We start from the raw sequence: 21,925 nt of genomic DNA, 5'->3' as shown, positions 1-21,925 counted from the left end.
TCGAGAGCCGCCGTCATTTTTCCAGCCTCAGTGCCTCGGTCGGACACCCCGTCACGGCTTGCTCCACTTCGGACTCCAGCCCGTCGGGCACGGTCTCGGACGACAGGACCAGGTCACCGTTGTCGTCCACCTCGAACACCTCGGGCGCGAACGACTCGCAGATGCCCAGCCCGGTGCAGCGGGCGCGGTCCACGACGATCTTCACGTGCTCACTCCTTCCGCGCGGCGGGAACCAGGACGGGCTTGACGACCTCGCCCTTCAGGCTCGCCTGCTCGGCTTCGTTGATCTCCTCGAACGGGAACGTCTCCACGAGCCGGTCGAACGGGAACCGGCCCTGGCGCCACAGCTCGATCAGCCGCGGGATCATCACCTGCGGCACGGCGTCGCCCTCGAGGATTCCCATCACGTTGCGGCCCACGGCGAGCGCCGTCGGGTCGAGCACCAGGTCGCCCTGCTGCACCCCGACGAGCCCGCACGTGCCGGTCGGGCGCAGCACCGCGATCGCCGTGGTGATCACCGACGGCACGCCGGTGGTGTCCAGCGTGTACTGAGCGCCGCCCGTGGCCGCGAGCAGCTGCTCCACCAGGTCGGCCGCGGCGCCGTCGGCGGTGTGCGTGGCGCCGAGCTCCTTCGCCAGTTCCAGCCGGCGCGGGTTGAGATCCACGGCGACGATCCGCGCGGCACCGGCCACCCGCGCGGCCATCACCGCGGACAGGCCCACGCCGCCGGCGCCGAACACGACAAAACTCGTGCCGGGTGCCACGCCGAGCGCACTGAACACCGAGGCCGCGCCGGTCTGGATGCCGCAGCCGAGCGGGCCGAGCAGCTCCAGCGGCAGCTCCGGGTCGACCTTCACCGCGTTGCGCGCCGCGACCACCGAGTGCGAGGCGAACGACGACTGCCCGAACCAGCGCGCGGCCACGGCCTCGCCGGCGGCGTCGAGCACCGGCTGCTCGCCGTCCGGGTCGTGGCCGGTGAGGTTGCGCGGGAAGAAGCTCTCGCAGTACGACGGGTGCCCGGCGACGCAGTTGGCGCAGTGGCCGCAGAAGTCGAACGAGAGCACCACGTGGTCACCCGGCTCCAGGCTCGTCACGTCGGCGCCCACGGCCTCGACGACGCCGGAACCCTCGTGCCCGGTGATGATCGGCGGCGCGGCCAGGAAACCCGGCGCGCGCGGCAGCAGGTCGGTGTGGCACAGCCCGGCGCCCGCGATGCGTACCAGCACCTGGTCCGCGCCCGGGGCGGGCAGCTCGACGTCCTCGATCCGGTAGGGCCCGTCGGCGGCGCGCAGCACCGCGGCCTTGATCTGCATGATCTTCTCGCTCCTGGTGGGTCCGAAGGGGTCGGTCAGCGGGTGAGCTCGCCCTTGACGAGCTTCCCGGTGGGAGTGCGGGGCAGCCGGTCCACGAAAGTGAACGCACGGGGCACCTTGTAGTGGGCGATGCGTTCGCGCAGGTACTCGCGCAACTCGTCGCCGAGGCCGGGCCCGGCCTCGCCCGCGGGTTCGACGAACGCCTGCACCGCCTCGCCCATCTCCGCGTCGGGCACACCGACCACGGCGACGTCGAGCACCTTCGGGTGCAGCGTCAGCGCGTTCTCGATCTCCTGCGGGTAGATGTTCACCCCGCCGGAGATGATCATGAAGGCCTTGCGGTCGGTGAGGAACAGGAAGCCGTCCTCGTCGACGTACCCGACGTCGCCGGTGGTGGTCCACGTCGGGTGCTCCGGGTGCTGCGCTTCGGCGGTCTTGCCCGGGTCGTTGTGGTAGGCGAACGGCAGCGCGTCGCGTTCGAAGTAGACGGTGCCGATGCCGCCCGCCGGCAGCTCTTCGCCGTGTTCGCCGCAGATGCGGATCACACCGACGCCGGCCGGCCCGACCGAGCCGGGCTTGCGCAGCCACTGCTCACTGTCGATGAACGTGATGCCGCTGCCCTCGGTGGACGAGTAGTACTCGTGCAGGATCGGGCCCCACCAGTCGATCATGGCGCGCTTGACGTCGATCGGGCACGGCGCCGCGGCGTGGACGGCCGCGCGCTGGCTCGACAGGTCGTACTTCGCGCGCGTGGCTTCGGGGAGCTTGAGCATGCGGACGAACATCGTCGGCACCCACTGGCTGTGCGTCACGCAGTGGGTCTCGATCGCGGAAAGCGCTTGCTCCGCGTCGAACCTCTCCATCAGCACCACCGTGCCGCCCAGCGCCTGCACCACACCGCCGAAGCGCAGCGGCGCCGCATGGTAGACCGGCGCGGGCGAGAGGTAGACCGTGTCGGGGCCGAACCCGTACAGGGTCCCGAAAACCGCGGTGTAGACGTCACCCGGCTCGTCGACCCGGCGCTCGGGCAGCGGCGGCTTGATCCCCTTGGGCCGGCCGGTGGTGCCGGACGAGTAGAGCATGTCCATGCCCCGCGGCTGCTCCGGCAGCGGCTCGGCCGAGACGCTCGCCAGCGCGTCCTCATAGGACTCGTACCCGGCCACGCTTGCCCGGTACGCCAGCCGGATGCGCACCTTCGACGTGTCCGCGACGACGGCTTCGGCCACGTCGGCGAGCCCGGCCGACACGATCAGCGCCTCGGCGCCGCAGTCGTCGACGATGTAGGCGACCTCGCCCGGCGACAGGTGCCGGTTCACGGCCGTGATGTAGAGGCCCGAGCGCAGCGCGGCCCAGTAGACCTCGAACACTTTCGGGTCATTTCCCGAAAGGAGCGCGATGTGGTCGCCGCGGCGCAGGCCCGCTTCGTGCAGGTAGCGCGCCAGCCGCGCCGAACGCTCCTCCAGCTGCCCATACGTGAGCACCTCGCCGCCCGCCACGACGACGGCGGGCTTGTCGGGGAACTGCTCGGCGTGGACACCGGGGTACATGGGCGCTCCTGGCGGGGGGACCGGACCGGAAGCCGACCGGCGCGCCGCGGGCGTCCGAACCGGTCGGCTGTGACCTCGGGAGAACTATCTAGCGTTCGTTAAGTTGAGCGTATGGCCCAGCTCACATGTTGTCAAGACAGTATGTCTGGATTCTCTGTCCAGTCAATTCGAGCGGCGAGCCGGTAGGGTGAGAGCGAAGAAAAGGAGGCTGGATGCCGTCGGTGACCCGCAAGCCCCAGACCGCTCGCAAGCAGCAGCGCCGGGAGACGCTCGGCCGCCAGTTGCTGGAGGCCACCGAGCGCCTCATGGGCGAGGGACTCACGTTCACCGAGCTGAGCGTCGACCGCCTGGCGTCCGAGGGCGGCATCTCGCGCGCCACCTTCTACGTCTACTTCGAGGACAAGGGCCAGCTGCTGCGGCTGTTCGCCCAGCACGTGTTCGCCGACCTCACCGAGGCCGCGCAACGCTGGTGGGACAGCGCCGACGCGCGCGATCCGGAGGACCTGCGGGCGTCGATCACGGAAATCATCGCCCGCTACCGCAACCACCGTTCGGTGCTCTACGCCGTGATCGAGATGGCGGCCTACGACTCCGAGGTCGACGAGCTCTACCGCGGCATCATGGAAGGCCTCGTCGACGCCATCGCGGCGATCATCGAACGCGGTCAAGCCGCCGGCACGATCGCCCCGATGCCCGTGCGCGCCACGGCTTCCGCGCTCACGTGGATGGTCGAGCGCACGTGCCACCAGACGCTGCGCTTCACCCCGGAGTCCGAGGACGACACGCTGGCCGACTCCATGACCGAGGTCATCTGGCGCACCCTGTACCTGGAGCCGGCGCCGCGTCCGTGACGCAACTCAGCGCTTGCGTTTCACCGGCCGCGCGCCGACGGTGCGCAGCGCGAGGTCCACGTACCGCTCGGCGAGCTCTTCGGGCTTGAGCGGGCCGCCGGGCTGGTACCAGCGCGCGATCGACTGACACATGCCCAGCACGGCCCGCACGGTCTCCTCGGGGTGGGCCACGGTGAACACACCCTCGCGCGCGCCGTCCTCGATGATGCCGGTCAGAACGGTCTCGATCTCCTTGCGGCGCGCGGCGTAACGCTTGCGCGAGTCCGGCGAGAGGTGCCGCAGCTCGAGGTCCAGCGCCGCCAGCCGCGTGCGGTGCGTCATGTGCAGCACCACTGCTTCGACGACGTTGACCAGCTGCTCGCGCGGGCCGGCCGCGTCGGCCGCCGCGGCGTTGACCCGGCTGACGGCTTCGCCGGTGCCCAGGTCGAGCAACGCGGCGAAGGCGCCTTCTTTGCTGTCGTGGTGGTAGTACAGCGACGGCACGGTCTGCCCGACCCGGCGGACGATGTCGCGCACCGACGTGCCGTGGAAACCGTGCTCGTAGAACGCGTCGAGTGCGGCGGCGAGCAGAGGCGTCAGCTCCAGCTCGTCGTAGTGCCGCCAGCCGGCCCCCGGCTCGACCTCGATCGAGACCGAAGCGGAGGTCACCGCCTCCCGCGCACGCACCATGTTCCCCCCATCGAGTCCGGAAGCTTCCTCGCCGAGTCTAGGCTCAGCGCGGGGTCATGCGGATGGCGCCGTCGAGCCGGATGGTCTCGCCGTTGAGCATCGGGTTCTCCACGATGTGGCAGGCCAGCGCCGCGTACTCCGCCGGATCACCCAGCCGGGACGGGTGCGGCACCTGCGCGCCGAGCGACTCGACGGCCTCGTCGGGCAGCGTCGCGAACAGCGGCGTGCGGAACAGCCCCGGCGCGATGGTCATCACGCGGATCTTGAGGCTCGCCAAGTCACGCGCGATCGGCAGCGTCATGCCGACGATCCCGCCCTTCGACGCCGAGTACGCCGCCTGCCCGACCTGACCGTCGAAGGCTGCCACGGACGCGGTGTTCACGATGACCCCGCGTTCCTCCCCCACCGAGTCCACACCCGCGATGCGCTCGGCGGCCAGCCGGAGCACGTTGAACGTGCCGATCAGGTTGACCGACACGACCTTCGTGAACGCGTCCAGCGGGAACGCGCCCTTCTTCCCGACGGTCTTCACCGCGTTGCCGATGCCCGCGCAGTTCACGATCACCCGAAGGTCGCCCAGCGACGCGGCGGTGTCGACGGCGGCCTGCACATCGGCCTCGCTCGTCACGTCGGCCGGGGCGAACACGCCGTCCAGCTCCGCGGCGACCGCGGCACCGTCCGAAGTGGGCAGATCGACCACCACCACCTTCGCGCCGCGCTTGTGCAGCTCCTTCGCGGTGGCCAGGCCCAGCCCCGACGCCCCGCCGGTCACGAGCGCGACCGTGTTCGCGATGTCCATCCGTGTCCTCCTCAGGCCAGCACGCCGGCCAGGCGGCCGGCGATGATCTCGTGTGCCTCGGCGACGACGCGGGAGACCAGCTCCGCCACCGTCGGCACGTCGTGGACGAGTCCCTGCACCACACCCGCGGACCAGATGCCGAGGTCGACGTCGCCGGTTTCGTACACCGTGCGGCCGCGGCTGCCCGCCACCAGGTCGCGCACGTCGTCGAAGCCACCGCCGCCGGCGAGGATGCCGACCACCTCGCGGCTCGTGGCGTTGGACGCCACCCGGGCGGTGTTGCGCAGCGACCGGAAGATCAGCTCCGTGTCGCGCTCGGTCGCCTCGACGAGGCGCTGCTTCACGTTGTCGTGCACCGGCGCCTCGGCCGTGGCGAGGAACCGGGTGCCCATGTTGACGCCGTCGGCGCCGAGCGCGAGCGCGGCGACGAGGCCGCGGCCGTCGGCGAACCCGCCGGAGGCGATCATCGGGATGGTGACCTGCTCGGCCGCGGCGGGGATCAGCACCAAGCCCGGGACGTCGTCCTCGCCGGGGTGCCCGGCACACTCGAACCCGTCGATGGAAACTCCGTCCACACCGAGGGCCTGCGCCTTCACCGCGTGGCGGACGCTGGTGCACTTGTGCAGCACTTTCACCCCGGCCGCTTTGAACGCGGGCAGGTGCTCGGCGGGGTTGAACCCGGCGGTCTCGACGACGGGCACGCCGGAACTGGTGATCACGTCGCGATACTCGGCGTACGGCGGCGGGTTGATCGACGGCAGGATCGTGAGGTTCACCCCGAAGGGTTTGTCCGTGAGCTCCCGGCAGCGGACGATCTCCTTCGCCAGGTCCTCCGGCGTCGGCTGCGTGAGCGAGGTGAGGAATCCGAGCGCGCCCGCGTTGGCCACGGCGGCCACGAGCTCCGCGCGGCCCACCCACTGCATGCCGCCTTGGACAATGGGGTGCGCCACCCCGAAAACCTCGCAGAAGCGCGTGCGCAGCATCCGGACTCCCTCGTTCGGCCTACGTTCGGTTCGGGACTGTGTTTCACCACCGAAGGTAACTTAGCGATCGTTAGATATACAGTGACCCGTGTCTCTTGACAGCGGCGGGCGTGTTTAACGATCGTTAGATAACTTTCGACGACGCAGGGGGGCACCGTGCAGCGCCAGCTCTTCACCGCCGACCACGAGGCCTACCGCGAACTGGTCCGGGAGTTCACCGCACGCGAAGTCGTACCGAACCTCGACCGGTGGGACGCCGACCGGCTGATCGACCGCGAGGTCTGGCGCGCCGCCGGCAAGCAGGGCGTGATCGGGCTGGCCGTGCCGGAGGAGCACGGCGGCGCCGGGCAGCCGGACTACCGCTACCGCGTGGTCGTGGCCGAGGAACTGGCGCGGGTCGGGGCGGCCTCGCTGCACTCGAGTTTCGGACTGCAGGACGACGTCGTCATTCCCTACGTGCAGGACCTCGGCACCGACGAGCAGCGGCGGAAGTGGCTGCCGGGCATGGCTTCGGGCGAGCTGATCGGCGCCATCGCGATGACCGAGCCCGGCGCGGGCAGCGATCTGCAGGGCGTGCGCACCACGGCTGTGCGCGACGGTGACGAATGGGTCCTCAATGGACAGAAGACTTTCATCACCAGCGGCATCAACGCCGATTTCGTGATCGTGGTGGCGCGCACGGACCCGGCGGCGGGTTCGCGCGGGTTCAGCCTGATCGTAGTCGAGGACGGCACCCCCGGATTCACGCGCGGACGCAAGCTCGACAAGGTCGGCCTGCACGCCCAGGACACCGCGGAGCTGTTCTTCGAACAGGTACGCGTGCCGGTGGCGAATCTGCTCGGCACCGAGGGCCGCGGGTTCGCGCACCTGATGGAACGGCTGCCGCGCGAGCGCATGTCGATCGCCGTCGGCAGCCTCGCGAGCGTCGACGCGGTGTTCGCCGAGACGCGCGAATACTGCTTCAGCCGCAAGGCGTTCGGCAAGGCGATCGGCGACTTCCAGAACACCCGCTTCGTCCTCGCGGAGATCGCCACCGAACGCGATGTGACGGCCGCGTACCTCGACGCGTGCGTGCACGAACTCAACGGAGGCGCCCTCACCGCGGTCGATGCGGCGAAGGCGAAGTGGTGGGCCAGCGAGCTGCAGAAGCGCGTCGTCGACCGCTGCGTGCAGCTGCACGGCGGCTACGGCTACATGCTGGAGTACCCCGTCGCGCGGGCCTTTGTGGACTCCCGCATCCAGACGATTTACGGCGGCACCACCGAGATCATGAAGGAGATCATCGGCCGGGACTTGGCCGCCCGGGACTAGCCGCCGCCAACTGACCACCCTCCCTCACGAAAAGGCCGGCGTTACATGGGTTTGCGCACGGCGAAGGAGTACCGGGACGGGCTGCGCGACGGCCGTCGCGTGTTCTACCGCGGGCAGCGGGTGACGAGCGTGGGCGACCACCCGGAGCTGACGCTCGCGGTGGACCACTCCGCGCACTGCTTCGACATCGCGCAGTCGCACCCCGAGCTGGCCGTCGCCGATGGGTACTCGGCGTTCTACCGGGTGCCGCGTTCGGCCGAACAGCTGCGGGCACGCGGTGAGCTGATCGAGACCGTCTCCCGGCTGGGCGGCGGGATCATCGTGCTCAAGGAGGTGGGCAGCGACGCGATGTTCGCGCTGCTGCGCACGCTCGAAGGTGAAGAGCTGGAGCGCGCGAAGGCGTTCCATGAGCGCGTGTGCCGCGATGACCTGGCGCTGGCCGTGGCGCAGACAGACGTGAAGGGCGACCGTTCACTCGCACCGCACCAGCAGGCCGACCCGGACCTGTACCTGCGGATCGTCGACGAGGACGCCGACTCGATCACCGTGCGCGGCGCGAAGTGCCACACGTCGTATTCGGCCAACGCCGACGAGCTGATCGTGCTGCCGACCCGCGCGATGGGACCTGAGGACGCGGACTACGCGGTGTCGTTCGCGCTCCCGGTCGACACTCCGGGTCTGGACATCTACGTGTCGCCCTACCTCGCCGGTGAGCGCAACGAGTTCGAATTCCCGTTGTCGTCGAAGCACAAGATGCTCGAGAGCCTCACGGTGTTCGACGATGTGCGGGTGCCGAACGAGCGCGTGTTCCTGAACCGGCGCCCGGAGCTGGCGGGGCCGCTGGCGATCGCGTTCGTGGACTACCACCGGTTCACCGCGATCAACTACAAGCTGCCGCTGCTCGACCTGCTCGTGGGCTCGGCGTCGCTGATCGCGGAGTACAACGGCATCGCGCGCGCCGGGCATGTGAAGGACAAGATCACGCAGCTCATCGCGTACGCCGAGACGGTGCGCGGGCTCGCGGAGCTGGCCGCGCTGCGGTCGCGGCCCGGGCAGGACGGCATCCAGCAGCCCGACCCAGTCGCGGTGAACACGGCGAAGTACACCTTCGCGCACGGTTTCCACGGCGCGGCGGCGAAGCTCATGGACCTCGCCGGCGGCCTGCTCGCCACCGGCCCCGGCGGTGAGGACTGGGCGAACCCGGAGATCCGCGCGGTGCTGGAGAAGTACTACGCGGCCGCCGTGCCGGCCGAGCCCCGGCTGCGGCTGCGGCTGCGGCTGCGGCTGCTGAACCTCATCGCCGACCTCACCGCCCGCGACTACGGTGGCTACCAGGCCGTGCTCGCCACGCACGCGGAAGGTTCGCTGGAGGCGGAGAAGCTGCAGATCGCCCGCACCTACGACCCGACGCGCGCCCGGGCGTACGTCAGCCACCACGCCGGACTCGCCTGAAAGGGGCCTTCCTTGACCGCGCCAGTTGATGTGCCAGTGAAGATCGAGCAGGACGGTGCCGCACTCCGCATCGAGTTCGACCGGCCCGACCGGCTCAACGCCGTGACCACCGCGATGCTCGTCCGCGTGGGCGACGCCGTGGAGGAAGCGCTGGCGGACGCGAGCGTGCGGGTGGTCGTGCTGACCGGCGCCGGGCGTGCCTTCTGCGCCGGCGCCGATCTCGCCGGCAGCGACATCGAAGCCGACCCGGACACCGGCACGATCGACGCCGCCAACCGGCTCACGCGCCTGTTCCGCGACATCCCCAAGCCGGTGGTGGCCGCGGTGAACGGCCCGGCCGTGGGCGTGGGCTGCTCGTTCGCGCTGGCCGCGGACCTGTGCGTGGCACGGGAGTCGGCGTACTTCCTGCTGGCCTTCGCCAACGTCGGTCTCATGCCCGACGGCGGCTCCACCGCTTTGGTTCCCGCCGCCATCGGCCGCGCCCGGGCGGCGCGGATGGCGATGTTGGCCGAACGTGTGCCGGCTCCGCAGGCCCTGGAGTGGGGCATGATCTCCCACGTCGTGCCGGACACCGACTTCGACGCGGAGGTCGCTCGCCTCACCCAGCAGCTGGCCGAGGGCCCCACGGCTTCGTTCGCACAGACGAAGCGGGCGTTGGCCGCTTCGTCGCTGGCCCAGCTCGACGGCGCGTTCGAGCTGGAGCGGGCCGGTCAGTCGTCGTTGTTCGCCACCAAGGACTTCGCCGAAGGCCTGGCCGCCTTCCGCGCCAAGCGTCGCCCCGAGTTCCGCGGCGAGTGAGGTCTACTGCCGTTCGTAGGGCAGCTTCTCGCCCGCCTCCACGGCGAACGGGAGCCGGTTGCCCTCGGGCGGCAGCGGGCACGTCGCGAAGTCGGTGAACGCACAGGGCAGGTTGCGCGCCCTCGTGAAGTCCACCGTGACGCGGCCGTACTCGTCCGGCTTGCCCACCGACAGCGACCGGTTGGCGGCGTAGGTGGTGACACCGCTGGTGGCGTCGGTGAAGAGGATCGTGAACCCGCCTTCGCGCCCGTTGAAGGCGGTCAGCGTGTACTCGGCACCATTGTGGGTGAACCGGACCTTGCCGGGCGCGGTGTACACGTGCGACAGCCCCTCGACCACGGCCCCCACCGTGACCGGCCGGGGCTCCTCGAACGCTTCGAACCGAGCTTCGACCGCCCAGCTCTCGTCCGGTTCATACGCCGGTACACCCCGGAACCCGGCGAGCACCGGCGCCTCGGGATCGTGCACGCGAATCAGGTACCCCGACCGCCTCGCGATCTCCACCTCGACGGCCCCGGCCCGCACCCGCGTCCCGGCGCCGCTGTTCACCAGCTCGATCCGCTGGACACCGGTGATCTTCTCGCCCTCGTGCTCGAGGTCGGCACCGTCCGGGTCGACGTACGCGGCTTCCTCGTCCTGCCACCACTTCCCGGGCAGGTTCCCGTAGCTGCGCGGCTCGTCCTCCAGCCAGTCGAGGGACACGAGCGCCAGCCAGCCGTAGGGGTCGGCCAGCTCCTTCTCGCGCTGGAGCTTCCAGTCCTGCCAGGCTTGGGTGAAGTCCCTGGTGCTCGCCGTCATGCTTGCCCCTTCCGTCGACCCGTGCTGGAGACAACGCCTCGCCGCGGGCGTTGTTCCGCGTCCCATCATGCGGGCGGCCCCGGGCGGAGCGATGCTGCTGCACCGGTCCGGCACCGGTGGGCCGCCGGTGGTCTTCCTGGCCGACGACGGGATGTTCGGCCTCTACTACTGGAACGTGCACGACCTCCTCGCGGAGTTCACCACGAGCGTGCTCTACGACCGGCTCGGCACGGGCTGGAGCGACGTGGTGGATCTCCCCCGCAGCGGCACGCAGGTGACCGGCGATCTGCACGAGCTGTTGCGCACCGCGGCGGTGCCCGGTGGATCAGGGGTTCAGCCGAGAGCGCTACCGGCAGTCCCTGCGGGAGCCGATGAACCTGCCGCGGCTGTTCGGCGAGGTCCGCGACGCCGGGCCTGATCCCGACGTGCCGCTGATCTTCGTGTCCGCCATGGGGATCGACCGGTTCGCCGAGGAACTGGTGCCGCCCGAGGGGATCGACCGGTTCGCCGAGGAACTGGTGCCGCCCGAAGCGCGCGCGTCGCTGGTCGAGTCCAATCAGGCCAAGCACCGGCTGTACACCGATCTGGCCGCAGCACTCCCCCAAGCCGAAGTCCGCCGCCTCGACGATGCCGGGCACTCGGGCCTCGCCTGGCTCCGGCCGGACGCCGTGGTCCAGGCGATCTGTGCCGTGTCGCCGCGCTGAGCCGGCCCCGCCGGTCTCGGGTCGGAAACGTGGGCCCTGTCGATCTCGGAACGGCGTTACGATCCGCCTTCCGGGTGAGGGGGAGCCATGGGGGAAACCGCTTCGGAGACAGCCGCGAAGACCAGGGCGCCGTTCGCGGCGGGCGGGGTCGGGGTCGTGGTGCTGGTGCAGGCCGCGGTGCTCACGGTGTTGTCGGGTGGGTACGGCTTCCATCGCGACGAGTTCTACTACGTCGCCGCCGGGAACAGGCTGGCGTGGGGGTACGTGGACCAGCCGCCGTTGACGCCGACGTTGGCGAAGCTCGCGACGATCCTGTTCGGGGACACGCCGCCCGGGCTGCGGGTGGTCGCGACGCTCGCCGGGGTGGCGACCGTGATCGTCCTGGCGTTGGTCGCGCGGGAGTTCGGGGCGGGATACGCGGGTCAGGTGATCACCGCCGTGGTCACGGCCCTGTCCGGTTACGTCCTCGTCGTCTCGCACATGCTGTCCACCACCACGATCGACATGCTGGTCTGGTCGATGCTGGGGCTGTTCACCGTCAAGCTGCTCAAGACCGGCGACGGCCGCTGGTGGCTCGCGATCGGCGCGGCGACGGGCGTCGGGCTGCTCAACAAGTGGCTCGTGCCCCTGCTGCTCGTGGCGCTGGCGGTCAGCGTGTTCGTCACGGGGCCCCGCGAGGTGTTCCGGACGTGGTGGCTGGCGGCCGGCGCGGCCATCGCGCTCGCGGCGGTCGCGCCCGTGCTCGTCTGGGAGGCACGCAATGGCTGGCCCATGGTCACGTTCGCCGGCGGCATCAGCGAGAACGACGGTGCCGAGAACCGCCTGATGTTCGTCCCGCTGCAGATCGCGTACCTGTCCCCCGCGCTGGTGCCCGTGTGGATCGCCGGGATCGTGCGGCTGTGGAAGACGTCGCGGCTGCGCTCGCTCTCGCTGGCATACCCGATCCTCTGCGTCATCCTGCTCGCGCTCGGCGGCAAGCCGTACTACTCGCTGCCGCCGCTGATGCTGCTCACCGCCGCCGGGGTGCAACCCGCACTGGAGTGGTTCGCGCGCCGCCGGGCGAGGCGGTGGTGGCTGGTCGCCGCGGCGCTCGGGGCGGCCGTCTCCCTCGCCATCGGGCTGCCGATCGTGCCGGCGCAAGCCCTCGGTCCGGTGCTCGCGCTGAACAAGGAGCAGGGCGAGCAGATCGGCTGGCCGGGGTTCGTCACGACCGTCGCCGCCGTGTGGCGGCAGATTCCCGAGAAGGCCGACGCCGTCGTCTTCACCAGCAACTACGGCGAAGCCGGCGCGATCGAGCGCTACGGCCCGGCGCACGACTTGCCCGCGCCTTACTCGGGCCACATGTCCTACGCAGACTGGGGCCCGCCGCCCGACCGGATGGACGGGGCCGTGGTGCTCGTCGGCACGTTCGACCGCCCGGCCCGCGCGTTCACCGGCTGCCGCCAGGTCGCCGTGCAGGACACCGGGATCGACAACGACGAGCAGGGCACCCCGGTCGCCCTGTGCACCGGGACCACGGCCGCGTGGTCGGCACTCTGGCCGAGCCTCCGCCACTTCTCCTGACGCGCTCGGTAGGGTCGCTGCGTGAGCGAAGAGGCCGTGGAGATCTACACCGACGGAGCGTGCAGCGGCAACCCCGGCCCGGGCGGCTGGGGCGCCTTCCTGCGCTACGGCCGCCACGAGCGCGAGCTCTACGGCGGCGAGGACACCGTGACCACCAACAACCGCATGGAGCTGATGGCGCCGATCCGCGCGCTGGAAAGCCTCACGCGCCCCTCGGTCGTGCGGATCTACACCGACAGCACCTACGTCCGCAACGGCGTGATGCAGTGGATGCCGCGCTGGAAGAAGAACGGCTGGCAGACCGCGGCGAAGCAGCCTGTGAAAAACGCCGACCTGTGGCAGCGCCTCGACGCCGCGGGCGAACGCCACGAGGTCGAGTGGCTGTGGGTCAAGGGCCACGCCGGCCTGCCCGAGAACGAGCGCGCCGACCGGCTGGCGGTGAAGGGCGCGCAGGAGTCCGCCCAGGCAGGGGTCAAACGTGCCCGCGGCTGACCCACGCTGCCCCTGCGGCTTGCCGCAGGCCTACGCTGAGTGCTGCGGCCGCTTCCACGACGGCCGCCAGGCCGCGCCGACCGCCGAGTTGCTCATGCGCTCGCGCTACAGCGCGTTCGCCGTTGCCGATGCCGCGTACCTGCTGGCGACCTGGCACCCGGACACCCGCCCGAAGCGGCTGCGCCTCGACGACGGCCAGAAGTGGACCGGCCTCGACATCCTCGGCGGCACGGGCGGCGGGCTGCTGCAGAACGAGGGCACCGTCGAGTTCCGCGCGCACTACCGCTTCCGCGGCAACGAAGACACGCTGCACGAGAACAGCCGCTTCGTCCGCGAAGCCGGCCAATGGTTCTACGTCAGTGCCCTCTAGAACTGCGCTCTGACCCGGTTTCAGAGGGAATCCCACAGCCGGCGCTGCCCGGCGTCCGGATCGGACACGGTCTGGCTCACGTCGTCGAACAGCCGCGTGATCCGTGCGCGAGGCTCGTACGGCGCCCAGCCCGGGTCGCCCGTCGCGACGAAGCGGACCCACACGTCGAACATCTGCGTCGCCATCGCCTGCAGCCGAGCCGGATCCGGTTTCGCCAGCGCGAACAGGAAGCGCCAGTTCTTGTTGCCGATGTCGTCGAACATCAGCGGCAGGTCGAGCCCGTGCACGGCGCCGAGCCCCTTGCCGCGCGGCGCGATCCGCCAGTCGAGGCGGTACATCCACGCGGTACCGCCGGCGGCGTGCTGCGCCTCCGCCAGCCGGATGGCGGGCAGCCACCAGTCGCCGGCCGTCCGCACGCGGTTGCGCAACTGGTCCTCGGGCCAGTCCGGCAGCAGCTCGCGGTAGGCGGCGACGCCCTTGGCGATCGTCTCGTCGTCGAGCATCGTCGAGCCGGTGCCGAGCAGCTTCGCGCGCCCGGTCTGCAGCCAGGAGAACAGGTCCTGCTCATCGGCCGTCGTGCCGGTGAGGACCCGGACGTCGCGCGCGGCCCCGTCGGCCACAGCTTCACCCGGGTACCGGGGCAGCAGATCTCCGTCCACGATCACGCGGTAGGTCACGAGCTTCCCCGAAGCGGCCGCGACCCGTTGCTGCGCCTCGAGGATCCGCGTCACCGGCAGCGTGGCGAGCTCGCCCGCGGACACGCCGAGGTCGGCCAGCAGCGCCGCCGCCACAGCCTCACCCTCGGCCGGCATGTGCACGACCGAGCCGACGCCCGTGCCGCTCTGCACGATCGCCTGGTGGAAAAGCCCCCGCGTCCGCGGCACGGCCAGCAACGTGCCGACCGTGCGCCCGCCGTTCGACTGTCCGGCGAGCGTGACCCGGTCCGGGTCGCCGCCGAACGCCGCCACGTTGTCGCGCACCCATTCCAGCGCGAGCACCTGGTCGTGCAGTGAAAGATTGCCCTCGGACACGCCGGGCAGCCGCAGCATGCCCAGCACCCCGAGGCGATAGCCGACGGTCACCACGACCACGCCGCGGCGCGCGTACGCCGACGCGTCGAACTGGTGCGGCGAGCCCATCACCCCGCCACCACCGTGGATCCACACCAGCACGGGGTACGGCCCGGGTGAGACCGGCGCGTAGACGTTGACGTGCAGGCAGTCCTCCTCGCCGGTGAACCCGCGCCCGGTCACCTCCGGCTGCGGAGCCCGCGCGGCGAACCGCGTCGCGTCGCGGACTCCGGTCCAGTTTCCAACCGGCCGCGGCGGCCGGAACCGCAGCGGACCCACGGGCGGCTCGGCGTAGGGCACACCCAGGAAATACCCGACCCCGTCGCGCATTTCGCCACGCACCGCACCGGCTCGCGTCTCCACCGTCGTCACGCGAGCCAGCCTAGTGACCACGCCGGTGGCGAGTTCGGTGTCCCACGAGCGGCCGCGGCCACGCGCGGGTCATGATTACCCCGTGCACATCGCGGCGGAATTGGTGGGTCTGGTCGTGACGGTCCTCGTCGTCACGGTCATCGCGCGGCGGCTGGACTGGTCGGCGCCCCTGTGTCTGGTCGCGGTGGGGGTCGCGGCGTCGTTCATCCCGAGCCTGCCCGACTACCAGCTCGACCCCGAGGTCGTGCTGATCGGGCTGCTGCCCCCGCTGCTGTACTCGGCCTCGATCCAGACGTCGTTGGTCGCGTTCAACAAGCTGCGCGGGCCGATCCTCGTGCTGTCGGTGGGGCTGGTCGTGTTCACCGCGTTCGGCGTCGGTGTGGTCGCCTGGGCCGTCGTGCCCGGCCTGCCGCTCGCCGCGGGGATCGCGCTCGGCGCGGTGGTCGCGCCGCCCGACGCGGTGGCCGCGAGCGTGGTCGCGCGCAGGGTCGGTATGCCGCGCAAGCTCGTGCGGCTGCTGGAGGGCGAGAGCCTGTTCAACGACGCGGCCGCGCTGGTCACCCTGCGCACCGCGATCGCGGCCATCGCCGGGTCGATCAGCCTGTGGCAGGTCGGGCTCGACTTCCTGCTCGCCGCGTTCGGCGGAATCGTGGTCGGCCTCCTGGTCGGCCTGGTCGCGACCCAGCTGCGCAAGCGCCTGGAGGAACCGGTCACGGACACGGCGCTCTCGTTCGCCGTGCCGTTCGTCGCCTACCTCCTGGCCGAGGTCGCGCACGGTTCCGGCGTGCTCGCGGTGGTCGTCTGCGGCCTGATGCTGGGCCACGAGTCGCCGCGCATTCTCTCGGGCTCCACGCGGCTCGCGTCGCGGCTCAACTGGCAGACGGTGCAGTTCCTGCTGGAGAACATGGTCTTCCTGCTGATCGGCCTGCAGCTCCGCGGAATCCTCATCGAGGTCTCCAAGACAGGCCTGTCGGTGTGGGAGCTCGTCGGCATCTGCGCCGCCGTGCTCGGCACGGTAATCCTCACGCGCTTGCTGTGGCTGATCGGCATCGGCGTGCAGAAGCGCCTCACCGCGCGCTTCGTCAAGAAGCCGAAGATCTGGCCCTGGCGCTACTCCGCGGTGATCGCGTGGGCCGGCATGCGGGGCGTGGTCACGCTCGCCGCGGCGTTCGTGCTCCCGGCCGACACCCCACAGCGCGCCGTGCTGGTGCTGGCCGCGTTCGTGGTCGTGGCCGGCACGCTCGTGGTGCAGGGCATGACACTGCCGACCCTGATCCGCCGCCTGCGCCTGCCCCGGCCCGACCCGGCTGAGGACGCGCTGCAGGAAGCCGCCGTGGTCAACGACATGACCCGCGCCTCGCTCGCGAAGCTCGAGGAGATCAGCACCCCGGACGACCCGCCGGACATCATCGAACGGCTGCGCGACCGCCTGCAGTACCGCGCCGACTCGGCGTGGGAGCAGCTCGGCCGCCAGAGCGCGCTCGCCGAGACCCCGAGCGATGCCTACCGGCGGCTGCGCCTGCAGCTGCTGGAGGTCGACCGTGAGCAGTTCCTGCTGGCGCGCGACAACGGCATGGCCGACGACACCGTCCTACGCCGCGTGCTGGCCCACCTCGACATCGAGGAGTCACTGCTCGACCGCGTCGAAGAAGAAGCCCCGGCCGTCGAGCGCGAGCTGAGCACGCCGGCCGTCACGGCGCGCTCGTGCAAGCATTTGGCGCACCCGTGGCGCGACGTGGACCCGAGCTCGCAAGACGTCTGCGCCGCGTGCATCGCGGAAGGCACCACCTGGGTACACCTGCGCATGTGCGTCAAGTGCGGCAACGTCGCGTGCTGCGACTCCTCGCCGCGCAAGCACGCGACGCGCCACTTCCACGACGAGCGCCACCCCGTCATGCGCAGCTTCGAACCGGGTGAGACGTGGCGGTGGTGTTTCGTGGACAAACAGCTGGGCTGAGGACCCCGGCTCGCAACCCGGCCCGGATAGGGTCGGGGCCATGAGCACGCCCGAGCAGGAAGTCGAATACCGCCAGCACCGGTTCAGCCCCCAGCCGGGAGCGACCGAGATCTTCTTGGTGCGCCACGGAGAATCCGCGCCCGCGCGGATCAGCGCACCGTTCGACCTCGTCGACGGCCAGGCCGACCCCGACCTCGCGCCCGAAGGCCGCGACCACGCCCTCCGCATCGGCGAACGGCTCGTCGGCGAGCGCATCGAAGCGCTCTACGTCACCACGCTGCGGCGCACGGTGCAGACCGCCGCGCCGCTCGCCGAAAAGCTGGGCCTCACGCCCGAGGTCGTGCCCGAGCTGCGCGAAATCCACTTGGGCGACTGGGAGAACGGGCTCTTCCGCCAGTACACGACCGAAGGCCACCCGATCGTCGATCGGCTCTGGACCGAGCAGCGCTGGGCGGTGATCCCGGGCGCGGAGTCCGACGAGGCGTTCGGCCGGCGCATCCGCCGGGCGCTCATGCGGATCGCCGCGGCCAACCCCGACCGCCGCGTCGCGGTGTTCACCCACGGCGGCGTGATCGGCGAAGTCTTCGCGCAGGCGAGCCGCGCGGTCGACCGCTTCGCGTTCCTGGGCGCGGACAACGGGTCCATCTCCCACCTCGTGGTGCAGGGCGACCGCTGGCTCGTGCGGCGCTTCAACGACACCGCTCACCTGGCGGCGCCGCTCGGCTGACGCCACGGCACCCACGCGAAGATCCACCGGCGGCGCACCGGCTCGTCGCGGCGGATGAACCCCGCCGCGACGAGCTGCACCGTCGTCAGCACGGCCACGGACTCCGCGGCCAGCAGCCCGATCAGCACGAGCGCCTGCGCGATACCCGCCTGGATCGGGCCCGCACCGCCGAGCAGCAGACCGACGTACGCACCCGGCAGCGTCACCAGCCCGACCGTGCGCGTCTGGTCGAGCGCCGGGATCAGCGCCTGCCCGGCCGAGGGACGGCAGATCTCCAGCGCGGCCAGCCGGGGCAGGAAACCCAGTGCCAGCGCGGCTTCGTACTCGCCGTGGCGCAGGGCGAGCTCGTCGAGCGCGCGGCGCGCCGACTGCGACGTGGCGGTCATCGTCCCGCCGATCACGATGCCGGCGATCGGGACGACCGTGATCGGTTCCGGCGGCACCACTCCCGAAGCGAGTACCAGGGCCAGCACGGGCGCGACGCCCGAGGCCAGTGCCAGCGCCACCCAGCCAATCCGGCGTGGCACGCCGATGCGAGAAGCCGACGTGACCGCCGCGATCGCGAACATCAGCAGCACGAACAGGACGGTGAGCCAGCCCGACCGCAGGATCAGCGTGATCACCAGGGACACGAGCGCGAGCTGCGCGACCGCGCGGACCGCCGCCAGCAGCACTGCCCGGCCCTGACCCAGCCCGCCGAAGCGCACCACCCCGGCCCCCGCCAGCGTCAGCACCGCCAGGACGATCACCAGGGCGGGCCCGAACCCGATCGCACCGTTCACGACTGTGATCCTGCCCCAGGAACGGCTTGTCCGAGGCTCACGCCGTGGTTCACGCGGTGCAGCTGAGCTGCGCGCCCTCCTCCGACACCGACTTCTCGGCGACGACGGTGCCGTCCACGGTGATGCGGCAGGTCAACCCGCCCGGCCCGGCGCTCTGCGCGGCAAGGCTCGCGAACTCGGCTTCACCGGCCGGCGCGGTGCGCGTGACGGCGACCGACCACGGCGTGGTGACCGCGGTCTGCTGCTCGAGGCCCGCGTCGGCCGCGACGTAGGTGAGGTTGCGGGCGCCGCCTTCGCCCTCGAGCGAGTAGACGATGGTGCGGGTGACGTTCTGGACGGCCACGGGCTCGGCCTGCGCGACCTCGGTCGGGGACACCTGGCCGGGTTCGCCGGCCGTCGGCGCCGCTTTGGGCGTGACGTACGAGGCCACAGCGATCGCGACGGCGATGACGCCGACCACGCTGCCGAGCGGCTTGAGCCGGCCCGGACCACCCGCACCCGGCGGCGATGCCGGAGGGGTCGCGGCAGGAACACTCATGGAGAGGTCTTCTCTCGTTCCAGCGCACTTCTGACGAGTACGACGTCTGGTTCTCGTCCGAACGTCACTCGGCGTTAGCCAACCGCGCGAAGTTGGTGAAACTTCACCCTTTCGGGTGCCCCCGTGGGCCAGTCACCGGTGTGGTCACCACGGACGATGCCGATAACACCGTCGTGATATCCGGTCACGGAGAGTCATTCCACGACGGCCTGCTCTGCCAGCATCCGCAGCACACGCTGCCCGGCGGGCGGACACACTGCGGCGTCGGCGGAGCCCAGCCACGCCGCCTCGGCGATCTCGGCCGACGGCTCCGGCTCGCCCGTGTGTTCGGCCGTGTAGCAGATCATGCGCACGCGGCGGCCGTCGGCGAACCCGTCGGCCTGCTCGTCGAGCAGCGCGAAGAAGCGGAAGGTCAGCGGGTCGAGCTCGACGCCCAGTTCTTCGCGGATCTCGCGGCACAGCCCCGCGACGTCGCCCTCGCCCGGCTCGCGTTTGCCGCCCGGCAGGTAGAACTTCGCCTTGCCGCGCGTGCGCACCGACAGCAGCCGCCGGTCGCAGACGTGGACCCAGGCGAGCGCGTCGATCGGGGTCATGGGTCGCATTCTGTCGTACCCGGAGGGGATGATCAGGGGGTGTACTCGGAGACGCTCGCGCCCGAGCCGGTGCGCGCCGTGGTCCGCTGCCTATGGCGGTCGGTCCCGGCGGGCCCGAAGCGGATCGTGCCCGACGGCTGCGTCGACCTCGTCGCCGGCGACGGCGAGGTCTTCGTCGCGGGCCCGGACACCGAGGCATGGTCGTCGAGCACCTCGCCCGGCGCCACGCTGCACGGCCTGCGCTTCCACCCCGGCGCGGCACCCGCCGTGCTCGGCGTGGCGGCCGACGAGCTGCGCGACCGCCGGCTCCCGCTGGCCGAGGTGTGGGGCCGCCGCGGGGAGCTGCTGACCGACGCGGTACTCAGCGGTGCGCGTTGCCTCACCGACGTCGTGGCCGGCCGGGAGGCCGACCCCGACCCGGCCGTGGCCGCGCTGCTGTCGCACCTGCACACCGCGCCGGCCCGCGTGGGCACTCCGGCGACGGCCGTGGGTGAACGGCAGTTGCGGCGGCGCTTCACCGTCGCCGTCGGCTATGGACCCGCGACCTACCTGCGCGTGCTGCGGTTGCAACGCGCCATCGCCCTCGCGCCGCGTGCGCCCGGGCTGGCCGGCCTCGCGGCCGGCGCCGGGTACGCCGACCAGGCCCACCTGTCGCGGGAGTGCCGGGCGCTGACCGGCCTCACGCCGAGCGCCTACTTCACCGGAGCCTGAGCCGCGCGTTCCTGTTGCGCGGCAAGGAAGTGCACGATGTCGACCGTCGCGGGGTACAGGGCGCGGTAGCGGGCGTAGAACTCGTCGTAGACGTCGGCCCGCGCGGGATCGGGCCGCACGACGGTCGCGACCGGGTTCCACGCGTCGATGTCCGGCTCCAGCCCCACGGCGAACGCGGCCAGCAACGCGTCCCCGAAAGCCGCGCCGATCGTTTCGGTGGGCACGTGCTGCTCGGCGCGCGTCACGTCGCTCACGATGTGCGTCCACACGCGACCCTGCGTGCCGCCGCCGACCGCGACGAGGCGGCGGCCTTCGGCGGAACCCATCGTCTCCAGGTTGTGCCGCACGCCGTACGCGGTGCCTTCCAGTGCGGCGCGGTAGAGGTCGGCCCTGGTGTGCAACAGCGTCAGCCCGGCGAGCACCCCGCGCGCGGCCGGGTCCGGCACCGGGGTGCGTTCGCCGGCGAAGTACGGCAGCATCAGCAGTCCGCGGCTCCCGGCGGGCACGTCGCCCGCCTCGGCGACCAAGTCGGCGAACTCACCGCCGACGAGGTCGCGCAGCCAGTCGGTGATCGCGCCGGACGTGGCCATGCCGGCGGCCAGCGAGTACGTGCCTTCGAACGCACCGCGCGTGGCCCACAGGCCCGGCACCGGACGCGGCTCGGCGGCGGTCTGCACGAGGAACATCGTGGTGCCGTACATGAGCATCGTGTCGCCGGGCGCCCGCACGCCGGCGCTCGCCGCCTCGGCCCACGCGTCGACCGTGCCGCACGTGACGGGCAGGCCCGCGGGCAGCCCGGTCGCCGCGGCCGCCGACGCGGAAACCGTGCCGGCCACTTCCGTCGGCCACGCCAGCCGCGGCAGCCGCACGCCGGGCGCGACCAGCCGGGCCCAGTCCTCGGCCCACGCACCGGCGCGCAGGTCGTACATCGGGTCGCACTGGCTCGCCGAGTGGTGGTCGAGCACGTACTCGCCGGTGAGCCGCAGCACGAGGTACGAGCTTGCCATGAGGAACAGTTCGGCGCGTTCCGCGACCTCGGGCTCGTGCCGGAACAGCCAGCGCCACTTGGGTCCCACAGCCTGGCTGGACAGTGCACTGCCACCGCGCTCCACAATGGACCCTTCACCCAGCTCCGCCGTGAGCTCGGCGATCTCCGTGCCCGCGCGCGTGTCGACGCCGTAGAGGATCGCCGGGCGCAGGGGCCGGCCGTCGGCGTCGGCGGGCAGCAGCACCGGCCCGATGCCGCTCACGGCCAGCCCGGCGAGCGGCCGGTCGCCCGCCGCCGCGGCGAGCTCGCGCACGAGCGCGATGAAGTCGGCCCACCACACCGTTTCCGCGTCGTGCTCGAACCACCCGGGCCGTGGACGGGAGGTGGTGTGCGCGCGGCCGGCGCGCGCCAGTATCGTCCCGTCGGCACCGACGAGGACGCCCTTCGAGCTGGACGTGCCGATGTCGATGCCGAGCAGCAGGCCCGGATCCACCGCGACTCCCCGTATGCGGACGGTAAACGATTACCCGGGACGCT

24 protein-coding genes are annotated in these 21,925 nt (G+C 71.4%); 12 read left to right on the top strand and 12 right to left on the bottom strand.

Going from position 1 to position 21,925, the window contains the following annotated elements:
- Positions 1-13 precede the first annotated feature (13 nt).
- From AB0M56_RS38900 to AB0M56_RS38890, 3 genes are read right to left on the bottom strand one after another with little or no spacing between them, the layout of a single operon-like run.
- Positions 14-205, bottom strand: coding sequence for a ferredoxin (locus AB0M56_RS38900; RefSeq protein ID WP_220241991.1), 192 nt, complete (start codon positions 203-205; stop codon positions 14-16).
- A 4-nt stretch (positions 206-209) separates the two neighbouring features.
- Entirely contained in the window at positions 210-1,313 is a 1,104-nt protein-coding gene (locus tag AB0M56_RS38895; protein WP_364185687.1) for an NAD(P)-dependent alcohol dehydrogenase, read from the bottom strand.
- A gap of 35 nt (positions 1,314-1,348) precedes the next feature.
- Positions 1,349-2,860, bottom strand: a complete 1,512-nt coding sequence (locus AB0M56_RS38890) for an acyl-CoA synthetase (protein WP_364185686.1) — start codon at positions 2,858-2,860, stop codon at positions 1,349-1,351.
- A 212-nt stretch (positions 2,861-3,072) separates the two neighbouring features.
- Here AB0M56_RS38890 and AB0M56_RS38885 point away from each other — a divergent pair, with 212 nt between their 5' ends.
- On the top strand, positions 3,073-3,711 hold the full coding sequence (locus AB0M56_RS38885; RefSeq protein ID WP_364185684.1) for a TetR/AcrR family transcriptional regulator: 639 nt from the start codon (positions 3,073-3,075) through the stop codon (positions 3,709-3,711).
- Positions 3,712-3,717: 6 nt separating this feature from the next.
- On the opposite strand, the gene AB0M56_RS38880 is transcribed toward AB0M56_RS38885, so the two are convergent.
- Genes AB0M56_RS38880 through AB0M56_RS38870 form a run of 3 tightly spaced genes read right to left on the bottom strand, consistent with a single transcriptional unit; the run spans position 3,718 to position 6,162 of the window.
- A complete protein-coding gene (locus tag AB0M56_RS38880; protein WP_364185682.1) occupies positions 3,718-4,380 on the bottom strand; it encodes a TetR/AcrR family transcriptional regulator in 663 nt (220 codons plus the stop codon).
- Positions 4,381-4,423: 43 nt separating this feature from the next.
- On the bottom strand, positions 4,424-5,179 hold the full coding sequence (locus tag AB0M56_RS38875; RefSeq protein ID WP_364185680.1) for a 3-hydroxyacyl-CoA dehydrogenase: 756 nt from the start codon (positions 5,177-5,179) through the stop codon (positions 4,424-4,426).
- An 11-nt stretch (positions 5,180-5,190) separates the two neighbouring features.
- A complete protein-coding gene (locus tag AB0M56_RS38870; protein ID WP_364185678.1) occupies positions 5,191-6,162 on the bottom strand; it encodes a nitronate monooxygenase family protein in 972 nt (323 codons plus the stop codon).
- 156 nt (positions 6,163-6,318) lie between these two features.
- On the opposite strand from AB0M56_RS38870, the gene AB0M56_RS38865 reads away from it, so the two are divergent.
- The 3 genes from AB0M56_RS38865 to AB0M56_RS38855 are packed head-to-tail and all read left to right on the top strand — an operon-like array spanning position 6,319 to position 9,723.
- Positions 6,319-7,473, top strand: coding sequence for an acyl-CoA dehydrogenase family protein (locus tag AB0M56_RS38865; protein WP_364185676.1), 1,155 nt, complete (start codon positions 6,319-6,321; stop codon positions 7,471-7,473).
- A 45-nt stretch (positions 7,474-7,518) separates the two neighbouring features.
- Positions 7,519-8,925, top strand: coding sequence for a 4-hydroxyphenylacetate 3-hydroxylase N-terminal domain-containing protein (locus tag AB0M56_RS38860; protein WP_364185674.1), 1,407 nt, complete (start codon positions 7,519-7,521; stop codon positions 8,923-8,925).
- 36 nt (positions 8,926-8,961) lie between these two features.
- Positions 8,962-9,723, top strand: a complete 762-nt coding sequence (locus tag AB0M56_RS38855; protein WP_364185672.1) for an enoyl-CoA hydratase — start codon at positions 8,962-8,964, stop codon at positions 9,721-9,723.
- A 3-nt stretch (positions 9,724-9,726) separates the two neighbouring features.
- On the opposite strand, the gene AB0M56_RS38850 is transcribed toward AB0M56_RS38855, so the two are convergent.
- Positions 9,727-10,521 (bottom strand): DUF1684 domain-containing protein, encoded by a 795-nt coding sequence (locus tag AB0M56_RS38850; protein WP_364185670.1) that lies wholly within the window; start codon positions 10,519-10,521, stop codon positions 9,727-9,729.
- Between the two features lie 91 nt (positions 10,522-10,612).
- Between AB0M56_RS38850 and AB0M56_RS38845 the strand changes: the two genes are divergently transcribed.
- The 5 genes from AB0M56_RS38845 to AB0M56_RS38825 all read left to right on the top strand — a co-directional run bounded on the left by AB0M56_RS38845 (position 10,613) and on the right by AB0M56_RS38825 (position 13,650).
- Positions 10,613-10,939, top strand: coding sequence for a hypothetical protein (locus AB0M56_RS38845; protein ID WP_364185668.1), 327 nt, complete (start codon positions 10,613-10,615; stop codon positions 10,937-10,939).
- Positions 10,893-11,225 (top strand): hypothetical protein, encoded by a 333-nt coding sequence (locus AB0M56_RS38840; protein WP_364185666.1) that lies wholly within the window; start codon positions 10,893-10,895, stop codon positions 11,223-11,225. Before AB0M56_RS38845 ends, AB0M56_RS38840 begins: the two co-directional genes overlap by 47 nt.
- An 87-nt stretch (positions 11,226-11,312) precedes the next feature.
- Positions 11,313-12,788, top strand: a complete 1,476-nt coding sequence (locus AB0M56_RS38835; protein WP_364185664.1) for a glycosyltransferase family 39 protein — start codon at positions 11,313-11,315, stop codon at positions 12,786-12,788.
- 21 nt (positions 12,789-12,809) lie between these two features.
- Positions 12,810-13,280: a ribonuclease HI gene (gene rnhA / locus AB0M56_RS38830; protein ID WP_255638179.1), complete on the top strand. Its 471-nt coding sequence runs from the start codon at positions 12,810-12,812 to the stop codon at positions 13,278-13,280.
- Complete coding sequence (locus tag AB0M56_RS38825) at positions 13,267-13,650, top strand: YchJ family metal-binding protein (RefSeq protein WP_364185662.1); 384 nt, start codon at positions 13,267-13,269, stop codon at positions 13,648-13,650. Before rnhA ends, AB0M56_RS38825 begins: the two co-directional genes overlap by 14 nt.
- A 20-nt stretch (positions 13,651-13,670) precedes the next feature.
- Here AB0M56_RS38825 and AB0M56_RS38820 read toward each other — a convergent pair whose 3' ends face one another.
- Positions 13,671-15,092, bottom strand: a complete 1,422-nt coding sequence (locus tag AB0M56_RS38820) for a carboxylesterase family protein (RefSeq protein WP_364185660.1) — start codon at positions 15,090-15,092, stop codon at positions 13,671-13,673.
- Between the two features lie 82 nt (positions 15,093-15,174).
- Between AB0M56_RS38820 and AB0M56_RS38815 the strand changes: the two genes are divergently transcribed.
- The gene (locus AB0M56_RS38815; RefSeq protein WP_364185658.1) at positions 15,175-17,049 is read left to right on the top strand and encodes a Na+/H+ antiporter; all 1,875 of its coding nucleotides are present in this window, start codon (positions 15,175-15,177) and stop codon (positions 17,047-17,049) included.
- A 40-nt stretch (positions 17,050-17,089) separates the two neighbouring features.
- Positions 17,090-17,776 (top strand): histidine phosphatase family protein, encoded by a 687-nt coding sequence (locus tag AB0M56_RS38810; RefSeq protein WP_364185656.1) that lies wholly within the window; start codon positions 17,090-17,092, stop codon positions 17,774-17,776.
- Here AB0M56_RS38810 and AB0M56_RS38805 read toward each other — a convergent pair.
- The 3 genes from AB0M56_RS38805 to AB0M56_RS38795 all read right to left on the bottom strand — a co-directional run bounded on the left by AB0M56_RS38805 (position 17,752) and on the right by AB0M56_RS38795 (position 19,689).
- Positions 17,752-18,558, bottom strand: coding sequence for an ABC transporter permease (locus AB0M56_RS38805; RefSeq protein ID WP_364185654.1), 807 nt, complete (start codon positions 18,556-18,558; stop codon positions 17,752-17,754). The genes AB0M56_RS38810 and AB0M56_RS38805 overlap by 25 nt on opposite strands.
- Positions 18,559-18,607: 49 nt before the next feature.
- A complete protein-coding gene (locus AB0M56_RS38800; RefSeq protein ID WP_364185652.1) occupies positions 18,608-19,096 on the bottom strand; it encodes an MmpS family transport accessory protein in 489 nt (162 codons plus the stop codon).
- A 194-nt stretch (positions 19,097-19,290) separates the two neighbouring features.
- Positions 19,291-19,689 (bottom strand): NUDIX domain-containing protein, encoded by a 399-nt coding sequence (locus AB0M56_RS38795; protein ID WP_364185650.1) that lies wholly within the window; start codon positions 19,687-19,689, stop codon positions 19,291-19,293.
- 39 nt (positions 19,690-19,728) lie between these two features.
- On the opposite strand from AB0M56_RS38795, the gene AB0M56_RS38790 reads away from it, so the two are divergent.
- Entirely contained in the window at positions 19,729-20,400 is a 672-nt protein-coding gene (locus AB0M56_RS38790; RefSeq protein WP_364185648.1) for a helix-turn-helix domain-containing protein, read from the top strand.
- On the opposite strand, the gene AB0M56_RS38785 is transcribed toward AB0M56_RS38790, so the two are convergent.
- Positions 20,382-21,881 (bottom strand): FGGY family carbohydrate kinase, encoded by a 1,500-nt coding sequence (locus tag AB0M56_RS38785; RefSeq protein ID WP_364185646.1) that lies wholly within the window; start codon positions 21,879-21,881, stop codon positions 20,382-20,384. The two genes, AB0M56_RS38790 and AB0M56_RS38785, sit on opposite strands and share 19 nt — an antisense overlap.
- Positions 21,882-21,925 lie beyond the last annotated feature (44 nt).

It is taken from the genome of Amycolatopsis sp. NPDC051372, from assembly GCF_040682095.1.
Classification (GTDB): Bacteria; Actinomycetota; Actinomycetes; order Mycobacteriales; family Pseudonocardiaceae; genus Amycolatopsis.
The sequence above is the reverse complement of the archived record's forward strand: the minus strand, read 5'-3'. Positions and strand labels throughout refer to the sequence as shown.

Coding starts and splice junctions, on each gene's coding strand:
- AB0M56_RS38860 (WP_364185674.1), top strand. CDS start 7,519: ATGGGTTTGCGCACGGCGAAGGAGTACCGGGACGGGCTGCGCGACGGC.
- AB0M56_RS38835 (WP_364185664.1), top strand. CDS start 11,313: ATGGGGGAAACCGCTTCGGAGACAGCCGCGAAGACCAGGGCGCCGTTC.
- AB0M56_RS38890 (WP_364185686.1), bottom strand. CDS start 2,860: ATGTACCCCGGTGTCCACGCCGAGCAGTTCCCCGACAAGCCCGCCGTC.
- AB0M56_RS38800 (WP_364185652.1), bottom strand. CDS start 19,096: ATGAGTGTTCCTGCCGCGACCCCTCCGGCATCGCCGCCGGGTGCGGGT.
- AB0M56_RS38840 (WP_364185666.1), top strand. CDS start 10,893: ATGAACCTGCCGCGGCTGTTCGGCGAGGTCCGCGACGCCGGGCCTGAT.
- AB0M56_RS38850 (WP_364185670.1), bottom strand. CDS start 10,521: ATGACGGCGAGCACCAGGGACTTCACCCAAGCCTGGCAGGACTGGAAG.
- AB0M56_RS38875 (WP_364185680.1), bottom strand. CDS start 5,179: ATGGACATCGCGAACACGGTCGCGCTCGTGACCGGCGGGGCGTCGGGG.
- AB0M56_RS38810 (WP_364185656.1), top strand. CDS start 17,090: ATGAGCACGCCCGAGCAGGAAGTCGAATACCGCCAGCACCGGTTCAGC.
- AB0M56_RS38795 (WP_364185650.1), bottom strand. CDS start 19,689: ATGACCCCGATCGACGCGCTCGCCTGGGTCCACGTCTGCGACCGGCGG.
- AB0M56_RS38845 (WP_364185668.1), top strand. CDS start 10,613: ATGCTGCTGCACCGGTCCGGCACCGGTGGGCCGCCGGTGGTCTTCCTG.
- AB0M56_RS38870 (WP_364185678.1), bottom strand. CDS start 6,162: ATGCTGCGCACGCGCTTCTGCGAGGTTTTCGGGGTGGCGCACCCCATT.
- AB0M56_RS38880 (WP_364185682.1), bottom strand. CDS start 4,380: ATGGTGCGTGCGCGGGAGGCGGTGACCTCCGCTTCGGTCTCGATCGAG.
- AB0M56_RS38895 (WP_364185687.1), bottom strand. CDS start 1,313: ATGCAGATCAAGGCCGCGGTGCTGCGCGCCGCCGACGGGCCCTACCGG.
- AB0M56_RS38885 (WP_364185684.1), top strand. CDS start 3,073: ATGCCGTCGGTGACCCGCAAGCCCCAGACCGCTCGCAAGCAGCAGCGC.